Origin of the sequence: uncultured Flavobacterium sp. (genome assembly GCF_963974175.1) — a bacterium.
Classification (GTDB): Bacteria; Bacteroidota; Bacteroidia; order Flavobacteriales; family Flavobacteriaceae; genus Flavobacterium.
Genome location: NZ_CAXBBR010000010.1, coordinates 83,103 through 101,705, shown reverse-complemented (window position 1 = coordinate 101,705; position 18,603 = coordinate 83,103). Strand labels below are relative to the sequence as shown.

Annotated in this window: 18 protein-coding genes and 2 tRNA genes; 8 read left to right on the top strand and 12 right to left on the bottom strand. The window is 34.6% G+C overall.

The features are described from left to right. Window positions 1-69: 69 nt before the first annotated feature. The 3 genes from AAC069_RS14500 to AAC069_RS14490 form a co-directional block, all read right to left on the bottom strand. The gene (locus AAC069_RS14500; RefSeq protein ID WP_339921176.1) at window positions 70-2,547 is read right to left on the bottom strand and encodes an ATP-binding protein; all 2,478 of its coding nucleotides are present in this window, start codon (window positions 2,545-2,547) and stop codon (window positions 70-72) included. A 479-nt stretch (window positions 2,548-3,026) separates the two neighbouring features. Continuing rightward, entirely contained in the window at window positions 3,027-3,476 is a 450-nt protein-coding gene (msrB, locus tag AAC069_RS14495; RefSeq protein WP_339921175.1) for a peptide-methionine (R)-S-oxide reductase MsrB, read from the bottom strand. A gap of 315 nt (window positions 3,477-3,791) precedes the next feature. Next, the gene (locus AAC069_RS14490; protein ID WP_339921174.1) at window positions 3,792-4,253 is read right to left on the bottom strand and encodes a GNAT family N-acetyltransferase; all 462 of its coding nucleotides are present in this window, start codon (window positions 4,251-4,253) and stop codon (window positions 3,792-3,794) included. Between the two features lie 169 nt (window positions 4,254-4,422). Between AAC069_RS14490 and idi the strand changes: the two genes are divergently transcribed. The 7 genes from idi (at window position 4,423) to AAC069_RS14455 (ending at window position 7,641) form a co-directional block, all read left to right on the top strand. Next, on the top strand, window positions 4,423-4,950 hold the full coding sequence (gene idi / locus AAC069_RS14485) for an isopentenyl-diphosphate Delta-isomerase (protein WP_091091954.1): 528 nt from the start codon (window positions 4,423-4,425) through the stop codon (window positions 4,948-4,950). An 81-nt stretch (window positions 4,951-5,031) separates the two neighbouring features. Then, window positions 5,032-5,442 (top strand): 6-carboxytetrahydropterin synthase, encoded by a 411-nt coding sequence (locus AAC069_RS14480; protein ID WP_339921173.1) that lies wholly within the window; start codon window positions 5,032-5,034, stop codon window positions 5,440-5,442. Further along, window positions 5,442-5,900 carry a peroxiredoxin gene (locus AAC069_RS14475; protein ID WP_339921172.1) on the top strand — a complete coding sequence of 153 codons (459 nt, stop codon included), beginning with the start codon at window positions 5,442-5,444 and terminating at the stop codon, window positions 5,898-5,900. The genes AAC069_RS14480 and AAC069_RS14475 overlap by 1 nt, the downstream gene beginning before the upstream one ends. A 64-nt stretch (window positions 5,901-5,964) precedes the next feature. After that, window positions 5,965-6,933: a type I phosphomannose isomerase catalytic subunit gene (locus tag AAC069_RS14470; protein ID WP_339921171.1), complete on the top strand. Its 969-nt coding sequence runs from the start codon at window positions 5,965-5,967 to the stop codon at window positions 6,931-6,933. Between the two features lie 57 nt (window positions 6,934-6,990). Continuing rightward, the gene (locus AAC069_RS14465; RefSeq protein ID WP_339921170.1) at window positions 6,991-7,257 is read left to right on the top strand and encodes a hypothetical protein; all 267 of its coding nucleotides are present in this window, start codon (window positions 6,991-6,993) and stop codon (window positions 7,255-7,257) included. Between the two features lie 78 nt (window positions 7,258-7,335). Continuing rightward, window positions 7,336-7,409: transfer RNA gene (locus AAC069_RS14460), tRNA-Thr, on the top strand. Window positions 7,410-7,567: 158 nt separating this feature from the next. Beyond that, a tRNA-Thr gene (locus AAC069_RS14455) sits at window positions 7,568-7,641 on the top strand. A 145-nt stretch (window positions 7,642-7,786) separates the two neighbouring features. On the opposite strand, the gene AAC069_RS14450 is transcribed toward AAC069_RS14455, so the two are convergent. The 6 genes from AAC069_RS14450 to AAC069_RS14425 all read right to left on the bottom strand — a co-directional run bounded on the left by AAC069_RS14450 (window position 7,787) and on the right by AAC069_RS14425 (window position 13,258). Beyond that, window positions 7,787-8,506: a DUF4369 domain-containing protein gene (locus AAC069_RS14450; RefSeq protein WP_339921169.1), complete on the bottom strand. Its 720-nt coding sequence runs from the start codon at window positions 8,504-8,506 to the stop codon at window positions 7,787-7,789. A 124-nt stretch (window positions 8,507-8,630) separates the two neighbouring features. Further along, on the bottom strand, window positions 8,631-10,493 hold the full coding sequence (locus AAC069_RS14445; RefSeq protein WP_339921168.1) for a peptidase M61: 1,863 nt from the start codon (window positions 10,491-10,493) through the stop codon (window positions 8,631-8,633). A gap of 131 nt (window positions 10,494-10,624) precedes the next feature. Next, window positions 10,625-10,903, bottom strand: coding sequence for a DUF2805 domain-containing protein (locus tag AAC069_RS14440; protein WP_074724370.1), 279 nt, complete (start codon window positions 10,901-10,903; stop codon window positions 10,625-10,627). Window positions 10,904-11,015: 112 nt separating this feature from the next. Continuing rightward, a complete protein-coding gene (locus AAC069_RS14435) occupies window positions 11,016-11,852 on the bottom strand; it encodes a sterol desaturase family protein (protein WP_339921167.1) in 837 nt (278 codons plus the stop codon). 87 nt (window positions 11,853-11,939) lie between these two features. Further along, a complete protein-coding gene (locus AAC069_RS14430) occupies window positions 11,940-12,293 on the bottom strand; it encodes a MauE/DoxX family redox-associated membrane protein (RefSeq protein ID WP_339921166.1) in 354 nt (117 codons plus the stop codon). Window positions 12,294-12,358: 65 nt separating this feature from the next. Next, a complete protein-coding gene (locus tag AAC069_RS14425; RefSeq protein ID WP_339921165.1) occupies window positions 12,359-13,258 on the bottom strand; it encodes a DMT family transporter in 900 nt (299 codons plus the stop codon). A 189-nt stretch (window positions 13,259-13,447) separates the two neighbouring features. On the opposite strand from AAC069_RS14425, the gene AAC069_RS14420 reads away from it, so the two are divergent. Continuing rightward, window positions 13,448-15,565: a TonB-dependent receptor gene (locus tag AAC069_RS14420; RefSeq protein ID WP_339921164.1), complete on the top strand. Its 2,118-nt coding sequence runs from the start codon at window positions 13,448-13,450 to the stop codon at window positions 15,563-15,565. Window positions 15,566-15,646: 81 nt separating this feature from the next. Here AAC069_RS14420 and AAC069_RS14415 read toward each other — a convergent pair whose 3' ends face one another. From AAC069_RS14415 to AAC069_RS14405, 3 genes are all read right to left on the bottom strand, one after another. Further along, on the bottom strand, window positions 15,647-16,036 hold the full coding sequence (locus AAC069_RS14415; protein WP_339921163.1) for a DUF2721 domain-containing protein: 390 nt from the start codon (window positions 16,034-16,036) through the stop codon (window positions 15,647-15,649). Window positions 16,037-16,186: 150 nt separating this feature from the next. Next, a complete protein-coding gene (locus tag AAC069_RS14410; RefSeq protein ID WP_339921162.1) occupies window positions 16,187-17,644 on the bottom strand; it encodes an NAD(P)/FAD-dependent oxidoreductase in 1,458 nt (485 codons plus the stop codon). A 361-nt stretch (window positions 17,645-18,005) separates the two neighbouring features. After that, on the bottom strand, window positions 18,006-18,533 hold the full coding sequence (locus AAC069_RS14405; protein WP_339921161.1) for a DUF4833 domain-containing protein: 528 nt from the start codon (window positions 18,531-18,533) through the stop codon (window positions 18,006-18,008). Window positions 18,534-18,603 lie beyond the last annotated feature (70 nt).

Below are 18,603 nucleotides of genomic sequence, written 5' to 3'. Positions count from 1 at the left end.
AGTACGGGAAATTAAAATTCAGTAGGGTTTGATGCAATCATAAAAAAGATATAATTGATCTCAGTTAACTTATTTTTTTGAAAGGTGTTTGTTGATTTTATCTAGCAATAATTTTTCGTCAATTGGTTTTGATATGTAATCATTCATTCCTACTGAGATGCATTTTTCTACATCGGCAGTGGTAACATCGGCAGTAAGGGCAATGATTGGAATTTTAGAATTCAGAACATTCCTGATGTATGATGTAGTCTCAAAACCATTCATTACTGGCATTTGTAAGTCCATCAAAACAATGTCAAATTTGTTGTTTTGAAGTAAATCGACCGCAATCTGACCATTGTCAGCGATTTCAATATCAAATCCAAAATCCAATAATATTATTTTTATTAAAAGTTGGTTTAGTACTACATCTTCGACAACTAATACTTTTGTCCCTGAGGTTGTTGATTCTTTAGAAAGATCTAGTGCTAGTAATTCTGGATCGGCGTCGGTTCCGATTTCTTCATGACTCGGCTTCATGAAATTCATTGTAAACCCAAAAGAGGATCCTTTTCCTTCTTCACTAGATGCTATTATTGTTCCTCCTTGCATTTCGACTAATTGCTTTACAATAGCAAGACCTAGTCCTGTCCCTCCATAGGAGTTACTAATAGCTTTTGTAGCCTGTTCAAAATTTTTAAATATGTGTTCGAGTCTGTCTTGAGCAATTCCAATCCCTGTGTCGGTTACTAGAAATTCAATGGTGCAAGATTCGCTATCCTCGTTCAAAAGACGCATATTTACGCTTATTTTTCCTTCTGAAGTAAACTTAATGGCATTGCTCATTAAATTCAAAATGATCTGACGCAAACGCATCGGGTCTTCAATCAAAATTTTAGGGATGGCCGGGTCATAGTTATGGGATAATGCTATGTTTTTTTCTAGCATCTTCTGTTCAAAAAGATGAAGTGTCGCAGAGATAGACTTAGATAGTTTAAAAGCCGTTTTCTCAAAGTTCATCATTCCTGCGTCTACCTTTGCAATGTCTAAGATGTCATTAATTAAGATTATTAAAGCATCTCCAGATTCCTTAATTGCATTGATATACTCTTTTTGAGATTTATTTAATTCGGTTTTTAAAATGACGTTGGTAAATCCAATAATCGCATTCATTGGAGTTCTAATCTCGTGACTCATATTTGACAAAAATTGCTGTTTTGACCTCACGGCTTCTTCTGCAATTAGTGTTTTTTGCTCTGCATTAATTTTTGATTCTATTAATGCGTTTTTTGATAAAACCTGAGTCGTTACATCATAGGCAATTATGGTAACACCTGAGATTGTTTCATCAGCTTCATAATAGGGCTGGTAAACAAAATTAAAATAAAAGTCTCTTAATTCTCCATCTAATACTAGAGGAGCAAGAAGCTCATTTCCGTAAAAAGGAATGCCAGTAGTAAAAACGTTATCGAGTAATAAAGGGAATTCTTTGTCAATAAGTTCAGGTAATACGTCATTGAATTTTTGACCTTCGACATTTTGGCCTTTACCCCACATTTCTTTGATAGTGTCATTTGCGAGAGAAACAACCATGTCTTTTCCTTTTAATATCGCTATTGCAAATGGGGATTGCAGCAGTATCATGTTAAATCGTTTATTGCTGTCTTCGATCTCTTTCGTTGCTGTCTTCTGGATCTCAAGTAATGTTTCGAATTCTTTTTTTTCTTTATTTTGAAGCTCTATTGACAATCGCCTTACTTCGGAAACATCTTGTATGACTAATAGGATTGATTTTTCATTATGTGTTTTTTGAAAAATATATTTAGCGCTAACTATAATTGTTTTTCTGTCAGAATCTGAAATGCCATACGCTATTTCCACTTTATGAAAGTCTATACTTTTGGAAAGCATATTACTCAAGAGGCTCCGTAATTCAGGTAAGTCCCATTTTTTATTGTCTATTTCATACACAGACGTTCCTTCGAGTTCTTCTTTGTCAAGGGAGTATTTTCGGCAAAAGGAATTACTGGCGGATTTAATTTGAAGGTCTTCATTGAGAACCAACATTGGTTCCATCATTGTGGCGATAATTTCTTCGGAAAATTCATATGATTCCGCCAATAGTTTAATGTTCTTTTCTAATTTAGTATTGCTTGAAATCAGCTCCTTATTTCGAGTCACATCATCAACAAGCTGAATTATATGTGTAACGTTGTTGTTTGAGTCAAAAATAGGGGAGTTAATAATTCTCCAATAGCGTTCTTCAAAACCGCCTCCTTCTGATTCGGGTTTTTGAATGTCATATTGTATATAGTCCATTTCATCGACCGTTTTATTCTTCAATACGCGGTTTAATGAAGCTCTTAAACTGCTGGTGGATTCGGATAGCAGTTCTTCTGGATTATCAGGGAATATATCAAAAACATATTTGTCTATAATGGTTTCGCGTGTCGTCATGGTAGCTTTTAGATAATTATCAGTTACGGTTACTATCGTAAAATTAGTATCCATAACCAGCGACACGGCCGGAGATTGCTTAAAAAAGTCAATATAATCGTTACTTTTCATATTCACTGTAAGAAATTAATGATTATATTTTAAAAACAGATATGTTTTAAAGTTGTATTATCTACGATTATTGATATTATTTTGCAATTACTGTCCAAATATACACAAAAAAGCATTTGATTTTTACTAATAAATTCCATTCAAAAAAACAGAGTTGTTTTTGAAATGATGACCTGAATCGGCGTGTCATTTATTATAAAGAAGGTTTTTTTAATCTAAAAAAGCGGAGCTAAAATATTTGTAGCCAAACTATAGGGTGTTTTTTCAATAGCAAGGCAAGAAAATGTTTCCTATTTGGGGTATCTATAAAACAATAGCTCCTAAAACCAATAAGTAATTTTCGGTTTAGGAGCTATTGTTTTTTTATTATTCTCATCAGGAGGATGATGATGATTTGTATAGCAGCTTCCTTAGTTTTTTTGTTGTTTTATCCCAACATACTTAGCGCAGTTCATAAATAAATTAAGGCGCTTTCCATACTATTTGCCGTCAGGGATAAAGTCAAGCGCGATAGAATTCATGCAGTATCTTTTTCCTGTAGGAGCTGGACCGTCGTCAAAAAGATGACCTAAATGGCCATCACATCTTCCACAAAGCGCTTCGGTTCGTTGCATGCCAAAGGAGTTGTCTTTTTTGTAAATAACACTATTTTTATTTTCTTGTTCGAAAAAACTCGGCCAGCCACAGCTACTAGAGAATTTGGCTCCGGAACGAAATAATTTGTTACCGCAGGCAGTACAGTAATAGGTTCCTTTTTCATCCGAGTTCCAATATTTTCCAGTAAAAGGTCGTTCGGTATCGGCATTTCGAGTTACTTCATACACGTCTTCGGCTAATACTTTTTTCCATTCGGTATCCGTGACATGTAGTTTTGTGGTATCTGTATTGGAGTAATATGGGTTTTCCGGTTTACTGCTTTTGTTTTCCATAATTTCTGTTTTATTGTAATCTTTCGTTATTTGTCCACAAGCGGTATGCATAAACAAGGAGAATAAAAATAAAAAGCGGATAAAGGCTGTTTTTTTATTTGTAAATACGGAGTATTTATTGAAGTAATGCCTTTTTTATTAGGTTTTATTATCACTTTTTAATGGCTGATGCAGTATTCTCGATGTGACACAAATATAAGTAGTTATTTGACTTCCTGATGTCGCCTCCGTTGGAGATTAACAGCTATTTATGTAAGTTTTAACTATTGTTTTTTAGGTGCGAAAGATGCTTTTGGTGCTGTTACTGGTTAATTGTCACAATTCAACTCTCATATTCACTAAGTGTTTTTTAAATCCCACTTTTTCATAAGCTCTAATTGCGGAGGGATTATCGTTATATACATCTAAACGAAGTTCTGTTATATTTTGAGATTGACACCATTTTTTTAGGGCTTCAATAATATTTGCATTAACACCCTTTCCTCTGTGTTTGGGGTCTGTGTACATAAATCCCAGATAAGCGTAGTTGTCGTGATTTAAATAAGGCTTTGCGGTTTCTATGCGAGCATAGCCGGAGCCTACAATTTCAGAATCGATTTCAGCGATTAATACTTCAATATGAGGTGCAGTAATCATTTTTTCAATATCGTAATAATTAATTTTCCCTTCTTTTAAAGTAGGATCAAAAGGGCGTTCGGCAGTAATGATTCCTTGTTCAAATTCGAGAAGTATGTTCAAGTCTTCTAGTCGAGCTTTGCGGATATTTATTTTATTCATTGTCATAGCGGTTTTAGTGTATCAAAAGTAAGAAAGAATATGCGAATGGTTTTTATCGAATACTGATCTAATTCTATCGTATTGTTTTAGCTTCAACAAAATGAAACAGAACGTTAAAGGACACGCTATTATTTATCTTTTTTGTATTTTTGTGAGGCTAAAAATAATTATGATAGAAGAAAATGTAATATTAGTTAATAAGAACGATGAGCAAATTGGATTGATGCCCAAATTAGAAGCTCATGAAAAAGCAATTTTGCATCGTGCTTTTTCAGTTTTTGTTTTGAATAGTAAAAATGAAATCATGCTACAACAGCGTGCACATCACAAATACCATTCACCACTACTCTGGACAAATACCTGTTGCAGTCATCAAAGAGATGGAGAGTCCAATATTGAGGCGGGGAGTAGACGGTTGTTTGAAGAAATGGGTTTTAGAACTGATCTCAAAGAACTTTTTCATTTTATATATAAGGCTCCGTTTGACAATGGTTTGACAGAGCATGAACTAGATCATGTGATGATTGGTTATTCTGACGAAAGCCCAGTTATAAATCCAGAAGAAGTAGAAGCTTGGAAATGGATGGCTATTGATGAAGTAAAAAATGACATGCAGTCCCATCCCGAAATCTATACCGTCTGGTTTAAAATAATTTTCGACGAATTCTATCATTTTTTGGAAGATCATAAAATTTAAGAATGTTCTACGGGATGTTTTAGATATGCAAAACCCATTTGTGACTTTTAAAGGAAGCAATGGTTAAAATTATAAACAATTATGAAGGTAACTATAAGTAGAAAAGCACATTTCAATGCGGCACATCGATTGTATCGCAAGGATTGGACTTTCGAGAAAAACGATGCTGTATTTGGGAAATGCAATAACCCTAATTATCACGGACACAATTACGAGTTGATTGTAGGTGTTACTGGTGAAATTGATCCAGAGACTGGTTATGTCATGGATATAAAGATTTTATCGGATATCATTAAAGAAGAGGTAGAGAATCAGTTCGACCATAAAAATCTAAATGTAGATGTGCCTGAGTTTGAAAACCTCAATCCTACAGCCGAAAATATTGTCGTGGTAATTTGGAATAAAATAAGAAAAAGAATCAAGGCAGAATTTGATTTAGAAGTTGTTCTTTATGAAACTCCTCGTAATTTCGTAACCTATAAAGGAGAGTAATGGAATTAAAAATAGGAGATAGTATCCCGAGTTTTAAAGCGAAAGATACTAATGGAGATGACTTTGATAGTCAAAATCTCGTAGGTCATAAACCATTGGTTATTTACTTCTATCCCAAGGACAATACTCCGGGATGTACCACACAGGCGTGTAGCTTTAGGGATCAGTATGAAGACTTCAAAGATTTAGGTGCTGAGGTTATTGGAATTAGCAGTGACAGCGTCGAGTCCCATCAAAAATTCTCAAAACAATATAAATTACCATTTATTCTTTTGTCAGATCCTGATAAGAAAATCAGGAAACTTTTTGGGGTTCCATCAGGGATGTTTGGCTTGCTGCCAGGGAGGGTGACTTATGTGACAGATAAAAAAGGGAAAATAATAATGATTTTTGATAGTATGATGGCTTCGAAGCATATTCCAAAGGCGTTAGAAGCTGTTAAAAAACTAGTCTCTTAAATCAGTGAATAGCATTAGATACAATTGTAAAACAGAGGTTGCTGTTTTTTTTAAATAGATAAAAATGAGTAAAAAAATATATCCGTTACAGTTTGATCCCATATTAAAAGAACGAATTTGGGGCGGTGAAAAACTAAAGACAGTCCTTAATAAACCAATTACGTCAAAAATAACTGGAGAGAGTTGGGAATTGTCAACTGTTGAAGGAGATGTTAGTGTAATTGCTAATGGAGATTTGAAAGGGAAGTTGCTAACAGAAGTCATTGATGAAGCTCCAAATGAGATTTTAGGAACAGAAGTTCATGAACGTTTTGGGAAGCAGTTTCCCTTACTTTTTAAATATTTAGATGCTCGAGAAGACTTGTCTATTCAAGTACATCCTAACGACGCTTTGGCAAAGAAAAGGCACAATTCGTTTGGGAAAACAGAGATGTGGTACATCATGCAAGCTGATCCGGAAGCTAGAATAATTGTTGGTTTTAGAGAAGAGTCGAATGCCAATGAATATGTAGAAAAGTTGAAAAGCAATGATTTGCTTAGTATTCTAGATAGTGTAAATGTAAAAGAAGGAGATGTCTTCTTTCTTGAAACGGGAACGGTGCATGCTATTGGTGCTGGTTTAGTGGTGGCGGAGATTCAGCAAACATCAGATATTACCTATCGAATTTATGATTTTGATCGAGTAGATGCGCAGGGTAATACTAGAGAATTACATGTAGATTTAGCGCTGGAAGCAATAAATTATGAAAAGGTTGAGACTCACAAAGAATATTTAGAAGAAGAAAATCAGTCAAACTCAATTGTTAATTGTCCTTATTTCACGACAAATTTTATTCCGTTAACAGATACAATAAACATTTCGAAGACTGGAAATAGCTTTACGGTATATATGTGTATTGACGGAGCATTTGAAATTGAGTACAATATGAATATGTATCAGTATCAAAAAGGAGATACTGTGTTAATTCCTGCGGCAATGGATTATTATGTGATGAGTGGAAAAGCTTCAATTTTAGAAATTTACATTTCATAGTCGGTAATAGAAAGATTATATGTACTTTTGCAGACGCAAATTAAAATTAAAAATAAAATGGCAAATATTAAGAATTTAAAAAAAGACATCAACTACGTATTAGGAGATATTATTGAAGCAGTTTACTTGTTTGAAATTTCAACTACTGGAAAACCAACAACAGAAACTAATGATTTAATTGATGAAGCTATCGCTGCTTTTGATGTTTTGATCACAAAAGTGAACGCTAAGAAGGTAGAAGATAAAAAAGCTCACTTCAAAAAAATCAATGTTGAATTGGAACAAACTGCAAATCAATTGATTGCTAAAATCAACGAATTGTAGTCAAAAAAAACGATAAAAAAGTGCAGATTTATTTTGTAAAACACGAATTCATCTGTATATTTGCACCCGTAATGAGACGCCAGCGTAGCTCAGTTGGCTAGAGCAGCTGATTTGTAATCAGCAGGTCGTGGGTTCGAGTCCCTCCGCCGGCTCATTGTAAAGCCATCTAACTTTTGTTAGGTGGTTTTTTTATATAAGAGAAGCAAGCAGTAAGTATTTTGTTGGTTTCCAAATAAAAAAAATATTAATAAATAATGATTTTTTTATTTGGAGATTAGAAATTCAGAACTATATTTGCAGCCGTAAGAATGCCAGCGTAGCTCAGTTGGCTAGAGCAGCTGATTTGTAATCAGCAGGTCGTGGGTTCGAGTCCCTCCGCCGGCTCTTTGTAAAACCATCTAACTTTTGTTAGATGGTTTTTTGTTTTAATACAAAGGAGAATAATGATTTCCTTTATGGACCAAAAAAATGCCCCAATACAATTGGGGCATTTTTTTTAACGCTTTAAGAATTCGTTGAAACGAGCTTTCTAATCGTTTTGTTCTTGAGTTCTGACCTCAGCTACATATTTAGTTAGTTTCTTTCCGTAAAGAGACTGTGCTACTTTTGGAGTCATTGATTTTTGGATCGTGTCTAGGTACTTAAGATTAATGTCATAGATATCAGATAAAGCAACATAGGGCGCTACTTCATAATCCTTATTGTTAATAGCAAAGTTAGTAGCGTACAAGTATCTTCTTTTTGTGTTAGAGTCTTGCCTAGCACTCAGGCTATCTATTACTTTTTTGTTGTTGCTTTTAATAGCATTGAATTTTTGCTCAAGTAGAGTTAGGTTTTCATCTCTAAAACGGGAGCTGATTTTTCTATACTCTTCATATAAATCTTGATTTTTTGATCCTGTAATTTTAGCTCCTGAAAGGAAAGAGTCTAAGTTCGTATCTATATTGATGTTTCCAGGCTCAGCAAAAAACAATATATTATTGTCTAATGAATTGCTTACTCCTCTGTCAAGGAATAGGTATAGCATTTCAGGGGATTTTAAATCGATATCGCTTTCAAAAGCAGAACTGCCGTCGATTTTAATGGTGTCAATGGCAACAAGAGCGCTGTCAACTACTCTTTGAATATATAAGGTACCTGTTTTTAGGCCTTTAATATTTCCGGTAACGTGTAAGTTTGTTTTTGATTCATTTTTAGCGCATGATGCCAAAAGTAATAGGGAAACGAATGCAAGAAGTGATTTTTTCATTGGTTAAATATTTTGCTGCAAAATAAAGAAAATTGTTGGAATCTTTACTCTCTAAATTAGGTGAATTTTATAAAAGAAATCCCAATCTATTTCTAAATTGGGATTTCTTGTCTGATTTTTAGTTTTAACCTTTTAACCAAGCTTCTCTTAAAGTCTTTTTAGTTACGTCAGTTGCGTTAAGGGCTGCTTTCTCTTCATAAGGAAGATTGATCTTTCCTTTAAGAACTTGTTCAGCTCCATTGCGTTTTATTTTAACAGTAATAGCGTCGTTTTCTTTCCAGTTCTGACTTTCACTAATCATATCGTAGATGTTATCCAGAGAATACGGCTTGTTGTTTATAGCCATTATAATATCACCTCCTTTAAGATCTAAGGCAGTATAAAAAGGATTTAATTCGATATTAGGAATAACAACAATTTCTTTGGTTTCTGGATTTACAGTGATGTAAGGTACTTGTCCTTTTAGGAATACATTTCCAGGAGATTTTACAGTAGACTGTGTAACGCCAACTTTTGCAAAGTAAGTTTCGTATGGAATAGGGGTGGTCCCGGCTACATAAGTCGTAAGGAATGCACCTACTTCAGGGTAGGTTAAAGAAGTGATTTTAGCAAAAAGTTCGTCGTCGTTAAATGGTTTTGAAACTCCATATTCACTAGATAGTTTTTGCATCAAATCAAGAATTCCTCTTTCGCCATTACTTTTTTCTCGGATAATGATATCCAAACACATTCCTATCAAGGATCCTTTTTGGTATACGTTGATGTATTGGTCTTTGTATTGGTCTTTCAAAACATTAGCACTCATTGTGGTGAAAGACATAGTGTCGTTCATCGCAGCAGCACGTTCCATTTGGTCTGAAAGGCGACTGTAAAAATCTTCTTCAGTAATTAAACCTTGGTTGATTTGGAATAGATTAGCAAAATATTCAGTAACACCTTCGTACATCCATAAATGAGCTGACATTTTTGGATTGTTGTAATCAAAATATTGGATTTCTTTCGAATGAATGCTAAGTGGAGTTACAATATGAAAAAATTCATGTGAAACTACATCCATCATTGACTTTACCAATTCTTCTTTTGGCATCAATTCTGGTAAAACAACTGTAGTAGCTGTTGGATGCTCTAAAGCTCCAAAACCTTTTGCGTCATTTTCCTGCATGGATGATAAATACAATAATACACTGTATTTTTTAGTCGCATTTATTTTACCTAAAAAGGTCTTTTGTGCCGTCATCATCGTTTTCATCTCCGGTGTTATGCTTTCAGCAGTGACTTTTCCAGAAGGAGAATAAACGCTAATAAGGATTTCCATTCCGTCAACGGTAAAAGTCGTGTAGTCTGGTTTTGAATACATAATTGGGTTTTCTACCAATTCAGCGTAGCGAGCCGTGATAAAAGTGTCGGCAGTAGTGCTAGCATCCATATCAGTCATTGAAGTAGAACCCCATAGTGTTGCAGGGTGCGTAATAGTAACTTTGTAGGGTGTGGACATAAAGTTTGTGAAGTAACCTACAAAACAATGTGTGTTTAACATAATGTTTTTTCCTGCATCGATGTTTGATCCTGCAGGTGAAAAGATATCCTCATCGCCAAATTTTGTGCCTTTCTCAGTGTCAAATGAATCATTTACTAAATAAGTGATTTTGTCTAGAGTCTTTGCTTTTGAAATGGACCAAGAATTAACGTCAACTTTTTTTACAGCTAGTAAATTACCTTTTGTATCATAAGCTTTTAAATCTTCGATGTATCTACCGTAGTTGTCTTCTGAATAGGTTCCAGGAACTGTTTTTGGAATGTGGTACGTAATTTCATCTGTTTTGATTGAAGGCGCATTTACGGTTACCATTACTTGGTCATTCGTTATTACATCCAGATTAATCGCGACTTGAACCTGCTCTTTTGTTGCTGCAGTGGGTACCGAATTAACAGTTTTACAACTCCAAAGGATTGATGTAAATGCAAATGCAAAAATTATTTTTTTCATTATCTATATTATTTTTGTTATTAGTCTGTCAAAAGCTAAGAATGTTACACTTTATGAACAGCAAATATATTTAAAAGAGGGTTGATGTTCTTGTAAAAAAAAACACCCTAAAGAGGGTGTTTTCTAATTGGTTAGTCCAATTTGTTTTTGATATAGTATTTACCATCCAAGTCTTCATCAAAATCATCGATTTTAATGGGTTTTGGTTTTGGCTTATTTGCAGTAGCTTTCTTTTTCCACATCTCAAATTTCTCTGCCGGCATCTTCTTTTTCATTATTTCCAAAACTTCTTTTTCGACCAAGCCAAATTCCTTTTTAATAATTTCAAAAGGATTTTTTTCCTCTAAGGCCAATGTAACAAGTTTTTCTGTTTGTTCCCAGGTTAATTCTTTGCGGTTACTCTTTTTCATCACGTGAAAATTAATTCAATTTGTTTTTAATGATTAATATAATTGATTCTAAATTAGATAGAACAATATTAATAAAAATATAATTACTTATAACCATAAAAACGATTTTTTTTTATGGGGTGTAATTCTTTTCTGGGGAACGTTGTTTTTGGAAAGGAATTTTCAATAAATTCTTCAATTCATTGTGTTCCTCATTCTTCATGTGTGTGTCAATTCCATATACAATTTCTTCTTTGGGAAGTGTTCTGAATGTCCCGAAAAGACGGTCCCAAACGGAGAATATATTTCCGTAATTACTGTCGGTATAGGGTAATTTATAATGATGGTGTACTTTGTGCATGTCAGGAGACACAATTAAGTAGCTCATGATAGTGTCCCATTTTTTTGGTAAGGCAATATTAGCATGGTTAAATTGAGTTGCAATTACTGATAGCGTTTGGTAGAGGAATACCATCCACATAGGACTTCCCACCATTAAAACGCCCAGAGTTGTAAAAGTAAAACGGATAACGCTTTCTCCGGGATGATGTCTGTTAGCCGTTGTAGTGTCTATCCAGGTATCCGTATGATGTATTAGGTGGAATCGCCATAGGAATTTAGTTTTGTGTTCGACAAGGTGTACGAGATAGGCTCCGATTAAATCTAATAACAACAAACCGATCAGTGTATACAACCATAATGGAATTTCAGGGAGCCATTGAAGAATTCCGAAATTATTCCCAACCGTCCAGTCAGCAGTTTTTAATAAAACAAAAGCCAATAGGAAATTAATAACAATAGTCGTTAAAGTGAGAAATATATTGATACCAGCATGGTGCCATTTCTTGTAGCTAAAGTTAAAAAGCGGAAAAGCATTTTCAATTAACCAAAAAATAGTAATTCCACTTACTAAAATCAGACTCCTATGTGAGGACGGTATGGTGGAAAAATAATTAATTATCTCGTTCATAGTGCTATTGTTTATTCCAAAAATACTCATTTTTTAGATATAACAACATAACGATAAATTAATTATTAATTCTTGGTTCTAACGGTGTTAGGTATATAGGTAAGCCCAATAAATCAAAACAAGTTGTAAGGGCATGCGTAATAATAAGGCCCATTTCGGAAGCCCCATTCTAACCTTTTCATCTTGGTACATATAGATATGAGTTGGGAAGACGGCAATTAACAATGCTATAATTCCCCAAGCTGCATAGGTTGATAGTAAAGGGATAACTAGTGCTACTCCTAAAATTATTTCAGCACATCCGCTGAGGATATTTAATAGTTTAGGGTCGCTAAAATAGTCAGGTATTATTTTTTGATACATTCTAGGGTTTCTAAAATGATTTATTCCAGCTAGTGTATAAATAAAAGCCATTAAGTACAAATGCCAAGGGAAGTTCATAATGAGAAAGTTAAAGATGAAGTTTACGAATGTACTATTTTTTTTATAATCAAACAGCAGTAGTATTATAACTGTTTGCGTTTAAAATTAACATTCATAATTACTATGGCAATAATAATAAGGACAATTCCAAACCACTGAATAGGTTTTACATCTTCGTTTAATAGAACAAAGGCCATCATTACTGAGACTGGAAGTTCAAGTGCTGATACAATACTTCCTAAACCAATTCCTGTTAGTGGAAATCCTGCGTTCATAAGCATTGGTGGAATAATAGTTCCAAAAAGGGCTAAAACAATTCCCCATTTTAGAAAAATATCAAAGTTAAACGGAGTGATTTGTGTAGCGATCGAAAATGAAAACACGATTATTGCACCACCTAGAAGCATATACAAACTGCGCTGTGCCGAAGAAATATTAGTTGCGACACGATTAGCAGTAAACATAGTAGTGGTAAAAGACGCTGCTGCCAACATACCCCACATGATACCATGCCAATCTAGCTTAACTTCATTTTGAATTAGATTTGTTGCTAATACAGTTCCAATCAGTACAATAATTACGGATACTATTTTTTGAGTAGAAGGAAGTTTCTTTTCTAAAATCATTTCGAGTAAAACACCCATCCAAACGGTTTGCATCAACAATACAATACCTATAGAAACAGGAATGTATTTTACAGCCAAATAATAGAAAACGCTTGTCATTCCAAGAGAAGTTCCAGCAAGCATTAGATGAAAAATGTTTTGGCGAGATGCTTTTATTGCAGTGTTTTTATTTTTAGTTTTTTGGAACAAATTAATAAGTAGTATTCCTAAGATACCCAATATAAACTGAGAAGTGGTAACTTCTGCTGTGGTGTATCCTTCATTATAGGCCATTTTTACAAAAGTGGCTAGCATACCATAACTGGTCGCACCAAAACCCACTAAAAAAACTCCTTTTAAAACGTTATTATTTGACATTCTTTATTTTTTTGAGGGGCAAAGGTACGCTTTCAAGTGCAACGCAACTTTAGAGGAGTCATTATTTTTTAAAATAAGTTTCTTACTACAGGATTTTTAATTCTAATGGAGCTTGGGTTAAACTTTTTTTGGCAAAGTTGTAACAACTAATGTAGAACGTTGACTTATGGAATATCTGATACAAAAAACATGAAAAAAATATATTTGGTAGCTTTGATAGCTATAGCAAGTTTTTCCACACTTTCTGCTCAAACTACTCCTGAAAAGGCTCCTGAAAAATCAACGGAATTAAATGAGGTCGCAATTATAAAAACTAAGAAAGCAATAGAGCAAAAAGCAGATCGGACCATCTTTGATTTTGCGGGACAAGCTAGTTTGAATACGGGTTCCGTTTTAGAAGGAATTAAAAAACTACCTGGATTAATAGCTTCAGATATTGCGGGAATGATGTATCAAGGAAAACAGTTGGACGTTTTTATGGATGGAAGACCGCTTAATATTTCTACTACAGAATTGAATGCCTTTTTAGAAGGAATGCCGGCAAATGCGATCGAGAAAATCGAAATTATCACTCAGCCAGGTGCCGAATTTCCAGCAACTTCTGGGGGAGCGATTTTGAATATCATTACGAATAAGAATGCTAAGAATTACTTGAGTGCCACTTATACTAACAGTACGAGTTTTACGAGTTACGATGATGTACGCTGGAGAATGAATAACAGTTTATTGTTGAGTGCTAAAAACAAGTATTTTGGTTGGCAATTGAATGTAGGTCAGAATTATAGAGAAAGCGCGATTTGGGCTTCTCTGGAGAAAGAAGAAAACGGTACGACTTCATTACTGACAAGAACGGATGCAGATCGTATAGGGCGAAATAATTTTATTAAATCGGCATTGACATTTGATATTGGCAAAGACCGTTTGTTATTGAATTATGATTTCACTCAAAATAATAATGATAGTTATACTTTAGGCAACGGGCCCGGCTTTACAACTAATGATGGTTCAGTAAGTACGGGCTTGCGCCAAGATGCGGTAGTCACTTACCAGAAAAAGTTTGAAAACACGGCCAAAAAATTGGAGTTTAAATTTAATTATAACAATAACACAAATGATTTTGAGCTAAGTCCAATTGGTAACACATCTTCGACCTTAGATAATTCCTCAAACCAAAATTTGTATAACTTCAAGTTTGATTATTCGCAGCCTATTAAATTCTCTGATGAAGGGAAATTAAGTTTTGGTAGTTTGTATGAAGAATTACTTTTTGATGCAGCAAGTAAAGGAGTTACTAATTTAGATTATAAGCGAAGAACGGCGGCATCTTATATCGAACTGCAATCTAAGTTTGATAAAGTGAATTTTATTCTTGGTGGTCGCGCCGAAGATTATAATATTACGGGTAAAACAGATACGGAAGAGTTAACGGCGTTCAAGCAGTTTCGTTTTTTTCCAAATGCAAGTGCACAGTATAACTTTAATAATTCGATCTATTTTAATATGAATTATAATAAAAAGATAACGCTACCAAGTACATCAGCATTGAATCCAAACAACACCAATTATCAAAATCCAAACATCGATTATTCTGGTAATCCAAACTTACAACCTACTATTTTTGATAATTATGAGGTGAAGTTAAGTGCTTATGATTATGCATTTATTAGTTATAATATTAGTTCGGCTAAGAATCAAGTGATTAATAGAGTGACACTTAATGATGATTTGGTAGTAAATACCAACGAGAATATTCCGGAGATAAAGATTCATAATTTTAGTGTAGGTATGCCAATACCTTATATGTTGTTTACTAAAGGACTGGCAGAAACCATGAAAATGAATGTTAACCCAGATACGATGAACTTTTTATATGTGTATGCTGGTTATCAATACCATCAAATTCCAAATGTAGATACTAATGGATTCTGGATGTTTAACTTCATGTCTCAAATTGTATTGCCAAAACAGATAAAATTTGTTGCCAATTATAATTACATTATTCCAAAAGGGAATTATTTTTATTTCATTGCGGTTAAGCCTTTCAGAAATGCTTTGGATTTAAGTTTTTCTAAGAAATTTATGAAAGATCAATTAACACTTTCAATTTACGCGGACGATATCTTAAATTCCAATGAAAATGCTTTTAATTCGTACGAAACACCATTGCTAATTAGTAATAAAATGGACACTAGGAAATTTGGTTTTAGCCTGAATTACAAGATTCCAACGAAAAACAAGTTGGCTAAAGAAAATCCAAACTTATTGAATAAAGATAAAAAAGAAGATAGCGGGATTTTAAACCAATAATTGTCTTGAATGTAACGACGAAGAGCTGTGAATATCTATTTCACAGCTCTTTTTTATTTATATGTTTTTTTTGATAGATGGTTACTGAACCAAATCACTCAAATGTACTTGTAGTGCTTTTACAGAAATACTGATTTCCCAGAAAGATAGTGCTAATGAAACAAGCAAACTTAGCAAGCTAAAGCCAAAGAAATAGAGGCCTCCTATTCCAAAATCAAAGAAAAGTAACAACATTGCAAAAACAGAAACAAACAAACTAAGTACTCCAAAAAGTTGCATGTAACGTATTAGCGTTAATCGAAGGTTAAGGTTTTTAATCTCGATTAAAATACTCTTGTTTTCTTTTTCATCATAGGTTTTTTTTAGGCTTCTAACGATGGTTGCTATCGTCAAAAAACGATTGGTATATGCTAAAAGTATTAGTGAAGTAGCTGAGAATAATAACGCTGGAGTCTCTATGTGTAGTGTCATTTGTAGTAATTGATTGGTAGGTTTGAATTACCAAATTTCGATAAACTTTTCCGGATAACTACTTTTTTGTATAAAAAACTCACTGAATAGAAATAGAAGACTTGTGAGGAAAACGTTGTAGGTATCCGGTTAGGGTTGTTAGTTGTATAATTATTTTTCTTTTTTTGTTAGGCAGCGTCCTCTAGGCTCATCACCCTCATGGAGCACAATTTCAGAATGTAGGAACTGTGCAGCTTCTGCTGAATGTTTTACTTTGATAGCACTGCGTTCTAACATTTCTGATTCAAACTCCGTTAACACACTTTTCCTTATTCCAGCTTCTCTCCATTGTGATAAGGGTCTGCATTCTCTTGTAATACTGCGAGCCAGCGCCAGCGCATCCAATAGTGCTTGATTTGCACCTTGTCCTTTGAATGGACTCATGGGGTGAGCTGCATCACCAATTAGCGTTATTTGTGCGTTCTTTTCCAACAATTCTTTATCGAGTAATTCTCGGTCATAAACGGGATAGCCAGAAACTTTCGATTCTAGAGTCGCCGCTAAAATTTGCGGAATTGGATCGTGCCATTGTGTTCTGCGATAGGCTTCTTCTTTAAGTGCTTTCGCTCCTTGTGCACTCAAAGCTTTAGCGTCTTCTTCCGGCATCGGGAAGCTCAATTGCCACATTACTGATTGTGAATCATAAGGCATGATGTAGATTCGCTCATTACCATTAGCTGTTTGGAATACCGTCGCCGAGTCCAGCAAAGGACAATCAACACCTTCGAGAGCCGACAAAGGACAAATGCCTAGTATTACAATACAATCGAGGTATCGCAAAGGAGTTGTGTCGTCGCCAATAAGTAGCTTCCGCACTGTACTACGAATACCATCGGCTCCAACTACAAGATCTGCCTTGGCGCTGTTGACCTCGCCGTTTACTTCAAAGGTCAGATCAACAGTTCCATCCTCAGTTTCCTTAAAATCGACTAATTGGTGTCCCCACTTTACCGCAGCATGTCCACCGAGTTGCTCCAGTAGCGCTAAGCGCAAAGACTGTCGTGCAATATGTATATTAGTGCGCTTGGGAGCCTTTTTGGCATCGGATTGCATCCATTTTCTCATTCCCCATTCTCCAATTACGTTTCCGTCTGTAGTATGTACTAGATGTCTTGTTGAAACCACTCCGTTTTCAATTGAAAAAAGACCCAATCCTTCGATCGCTTTACTTGCTTGTTGCAAAGTAAGTCCGTAGCCCTGAGATCGAGCCTCAAAGCTGCTATCGCGCTCATATAACGTAAACGGGATTCCGCGGTGCAAACAAGCCACAGCCAATGCCACTCCGCCAATACCGCCACCAATAATAGCAAGATGTGGATAGTTTTCTGAATCCGCTATGGTAGGACTTGCTGCAGGAATCAAACCAGACCCGGAACAGTTCGAGCAAGAATCTAGGTGTGCCTTAGGACGAATAGGAGCTGGGCTTTCGCCATTTGATTTTTCAAACTGTTCGACTGCTTTCTGGTACTGGAGTCGGACTTTCTTATTGATTCTTCGGCTTTTTTTGCCCTGTCCCTTACATTCCTGACAAACAGTCCAGCTAGTAGCTGTGTTTTCTAGCTTTTTCACTTCTTTTTATTTAAATAATAGTTATGAAGTTCTTGAGTCATTTGATCAGTTTTAAGTAATGGAATTTAACAAAGATAGTACGGATTTTTTAAACATATAAGTCATGTAAGTTTTTGTCTTGCTGACATTCTATACGTTTGGTTATTTATAGAAGCGTATTTAAGTTTTGTTTCGAAGGGATTTGGAAAAGTTATTACAATATAATGCTATAGCGTTTGTCAATTCGAATGCTAGTGGTAGGATGCAGTTCTTGATGAATAAGCATAAACCTCTGTTTCCTATTACTTTAACATGGTGTTTTAAGTAGTTCGTGTTTTTAATACAAGTACCTTTAATGGAATAAATGAAGTGCTATAGGAACTTATTCAATTATAATTTTTTCTGTTATAGGTTTGCCAGAATTATAATCTTTACCAAAAAATAGTACGTATTCCGCTTTTGCTTTGAGGCCTAAAAGCCCCTCTTTAAGTTGGACAAAGATCTTGTCTAAATACATTTTGTGCTTATTTACGGTAACATATACTCTAGCTCCTTCACTTTCATTATAGGTAAGATAGAAATATATTTTTTCTGAAGCAGCAAGGTGTAATTTGAATAAATTAGGTTGGGATTCTTCTAGAATCATCCCATAAGCTAATCTTTTTTGTATACTAGATAAAGGTTTATGTATGCCTTTTTCAGTATAAACTATTTGATACTCGTTAATTGGTTGAGACGAATCAATAGTCCCTCCTTTTATATTAGCATCATACACGTATGTATTGTGGTTGTTACTATGTTGAATATAAAATAAACGTGCCGCTGTTTTTGTGGGTTCTGGATAATTACTTTGTGAAAAGCAGCTATAAGAGCAAAAAAATAGAAAAATAAAAGAAAAGATAACTTTCATGGTGATTAACAGTTTGTTTGTAGTAACTCTTTTTTAAGGAATTGTTGGGTTTAAAATGGGTACGACGTTT

What these genes read in the sequence shown, in the direction of transcription:
- AAC069_RS14500 (WP_339921176.1), bottom strand. Translation starts at nt 2,547, where the DNA reads ATGAAAAGTAACGATTATATTGACTTTTTTAAGCAATCTCCGGCCGTG.
- msrB (WP_339921175.1), bottom strand. Translation starts at nt 3,476, where the DNA reads ATGGAAAACAAAAGCAGTAAACCGGAAAACCCATATTACTCCAATACA.
- AAC069_RS14490 (WP_339921174.1), bottom strand. Translation starts at nt 4,253, where the DNA reads ATGAATAAAATAAATATCCGCAAAGCTCGACTAGAAGACTTGAACATA.
- idi (WP_091091954.1), top strand. Translation starts at nt 4,423, where the DNA reads ATGATAGAAGAAAATGTAATATTAGTTAATAAGAACGATGAGCAAATT.
- AAC069_RS14480 (WP_339921173.1), top strand. Translation starts at nt 5,032, where the DNA reads ATGAAGGTAACTATAAGTAGAAAAGCACATTTCAATGCGGCACATCGA.
- AAC069_RS14475 (WP_339921172.1), top strand. Translation starts at nt 5,442, where the DNA reads ATGGAATTAAAAATAGGAGATAGTATCCCGAGTTTTAAAGCGAAAGAT.
- AAC069_RS14470 (WP_339921171.1), top strand. Translation starts at nt 5,965, where the DNA reads ATGAGTAAAAAAATATATCCGTTACAGTTTGATCCCATATTAAAAGAA.
- AAC069_RS14465 (WP_339921170.1), top strand. Translation starts at nt 6,991, where the DNA reads ATGGCAAATATTAAGAATTTAAAAAAAGACATCAACTACGTATTAGGA.
- AAC069_RS14450 (WP_339921169.1), bottom strand. Translation starts at nt 8,506, where the DNA reads ATGAAAAAATCACTTCTTGCATTCGTTTCCCTATTACTTTTGGCATCA.
- AAC069_RS14445 (WP_339921168.1), bottom strand. Translation starts at nt 10,493, where the DNA reads ATGAAAAAAATAATTTTTGCATTTGCATTTACATCAATCCTTTGGAGT.
- AAC069_RS14440 (WP_074724370.1), bottom strand. Translation starts at nt 10,903, where the DNA reads ATGAAAAAGAGTAACCGCAAAGAATTAACCTGGGAACAAACAGAAAAA.
- AAC069_RS14435 (WP_339921167.1), bottom strand. Translation starts at nt 11,852, where the DNA reads ATGAACGAGATAATTAATTATTTTTCCACCATACCGTCCTCACATAGG.
- AAC069_RS14430 (WP_339921166.1), bottom strand. Translation starts at nt 12,293, where the DNA reads ATGAACTTCCCTTGGCATTTGTACTTAATGGCTTTTATTTATACACTA.
- AAC069_RS14425 (WP_339921165.1), bottom strand. Translation starts at nt 13,258, where the DNA reads ATGTCAAATAATAACGTTTTAAAAGGAGTTTTTTTAGTGGGTTTTGGT.
- AAC069_RS14420 (WP_339921164.1), top strand. Translation starts at nt 13,448, where the DNA reads ATGAAAAAAATATATTTGGTAGCTTTGATAGCTATAGCAAGTTTTTCC.
- AAC069_RS14415 (WP_339921163.1), bottom strand. Translation starts at nt 16,036, where the DNA reads ATGACACTACACATAGAGACTCCAGCGTTATTATTCTCAGCTACTTCA.
- AAC069_RS14405 (WP_339921161.1), bottom strand. Translation starts at nt 18,533, where the DNA reads ATGAAAGTTATCTTTTCTTTTATTTTTCTATTTTTTTGCTCTTATAGC.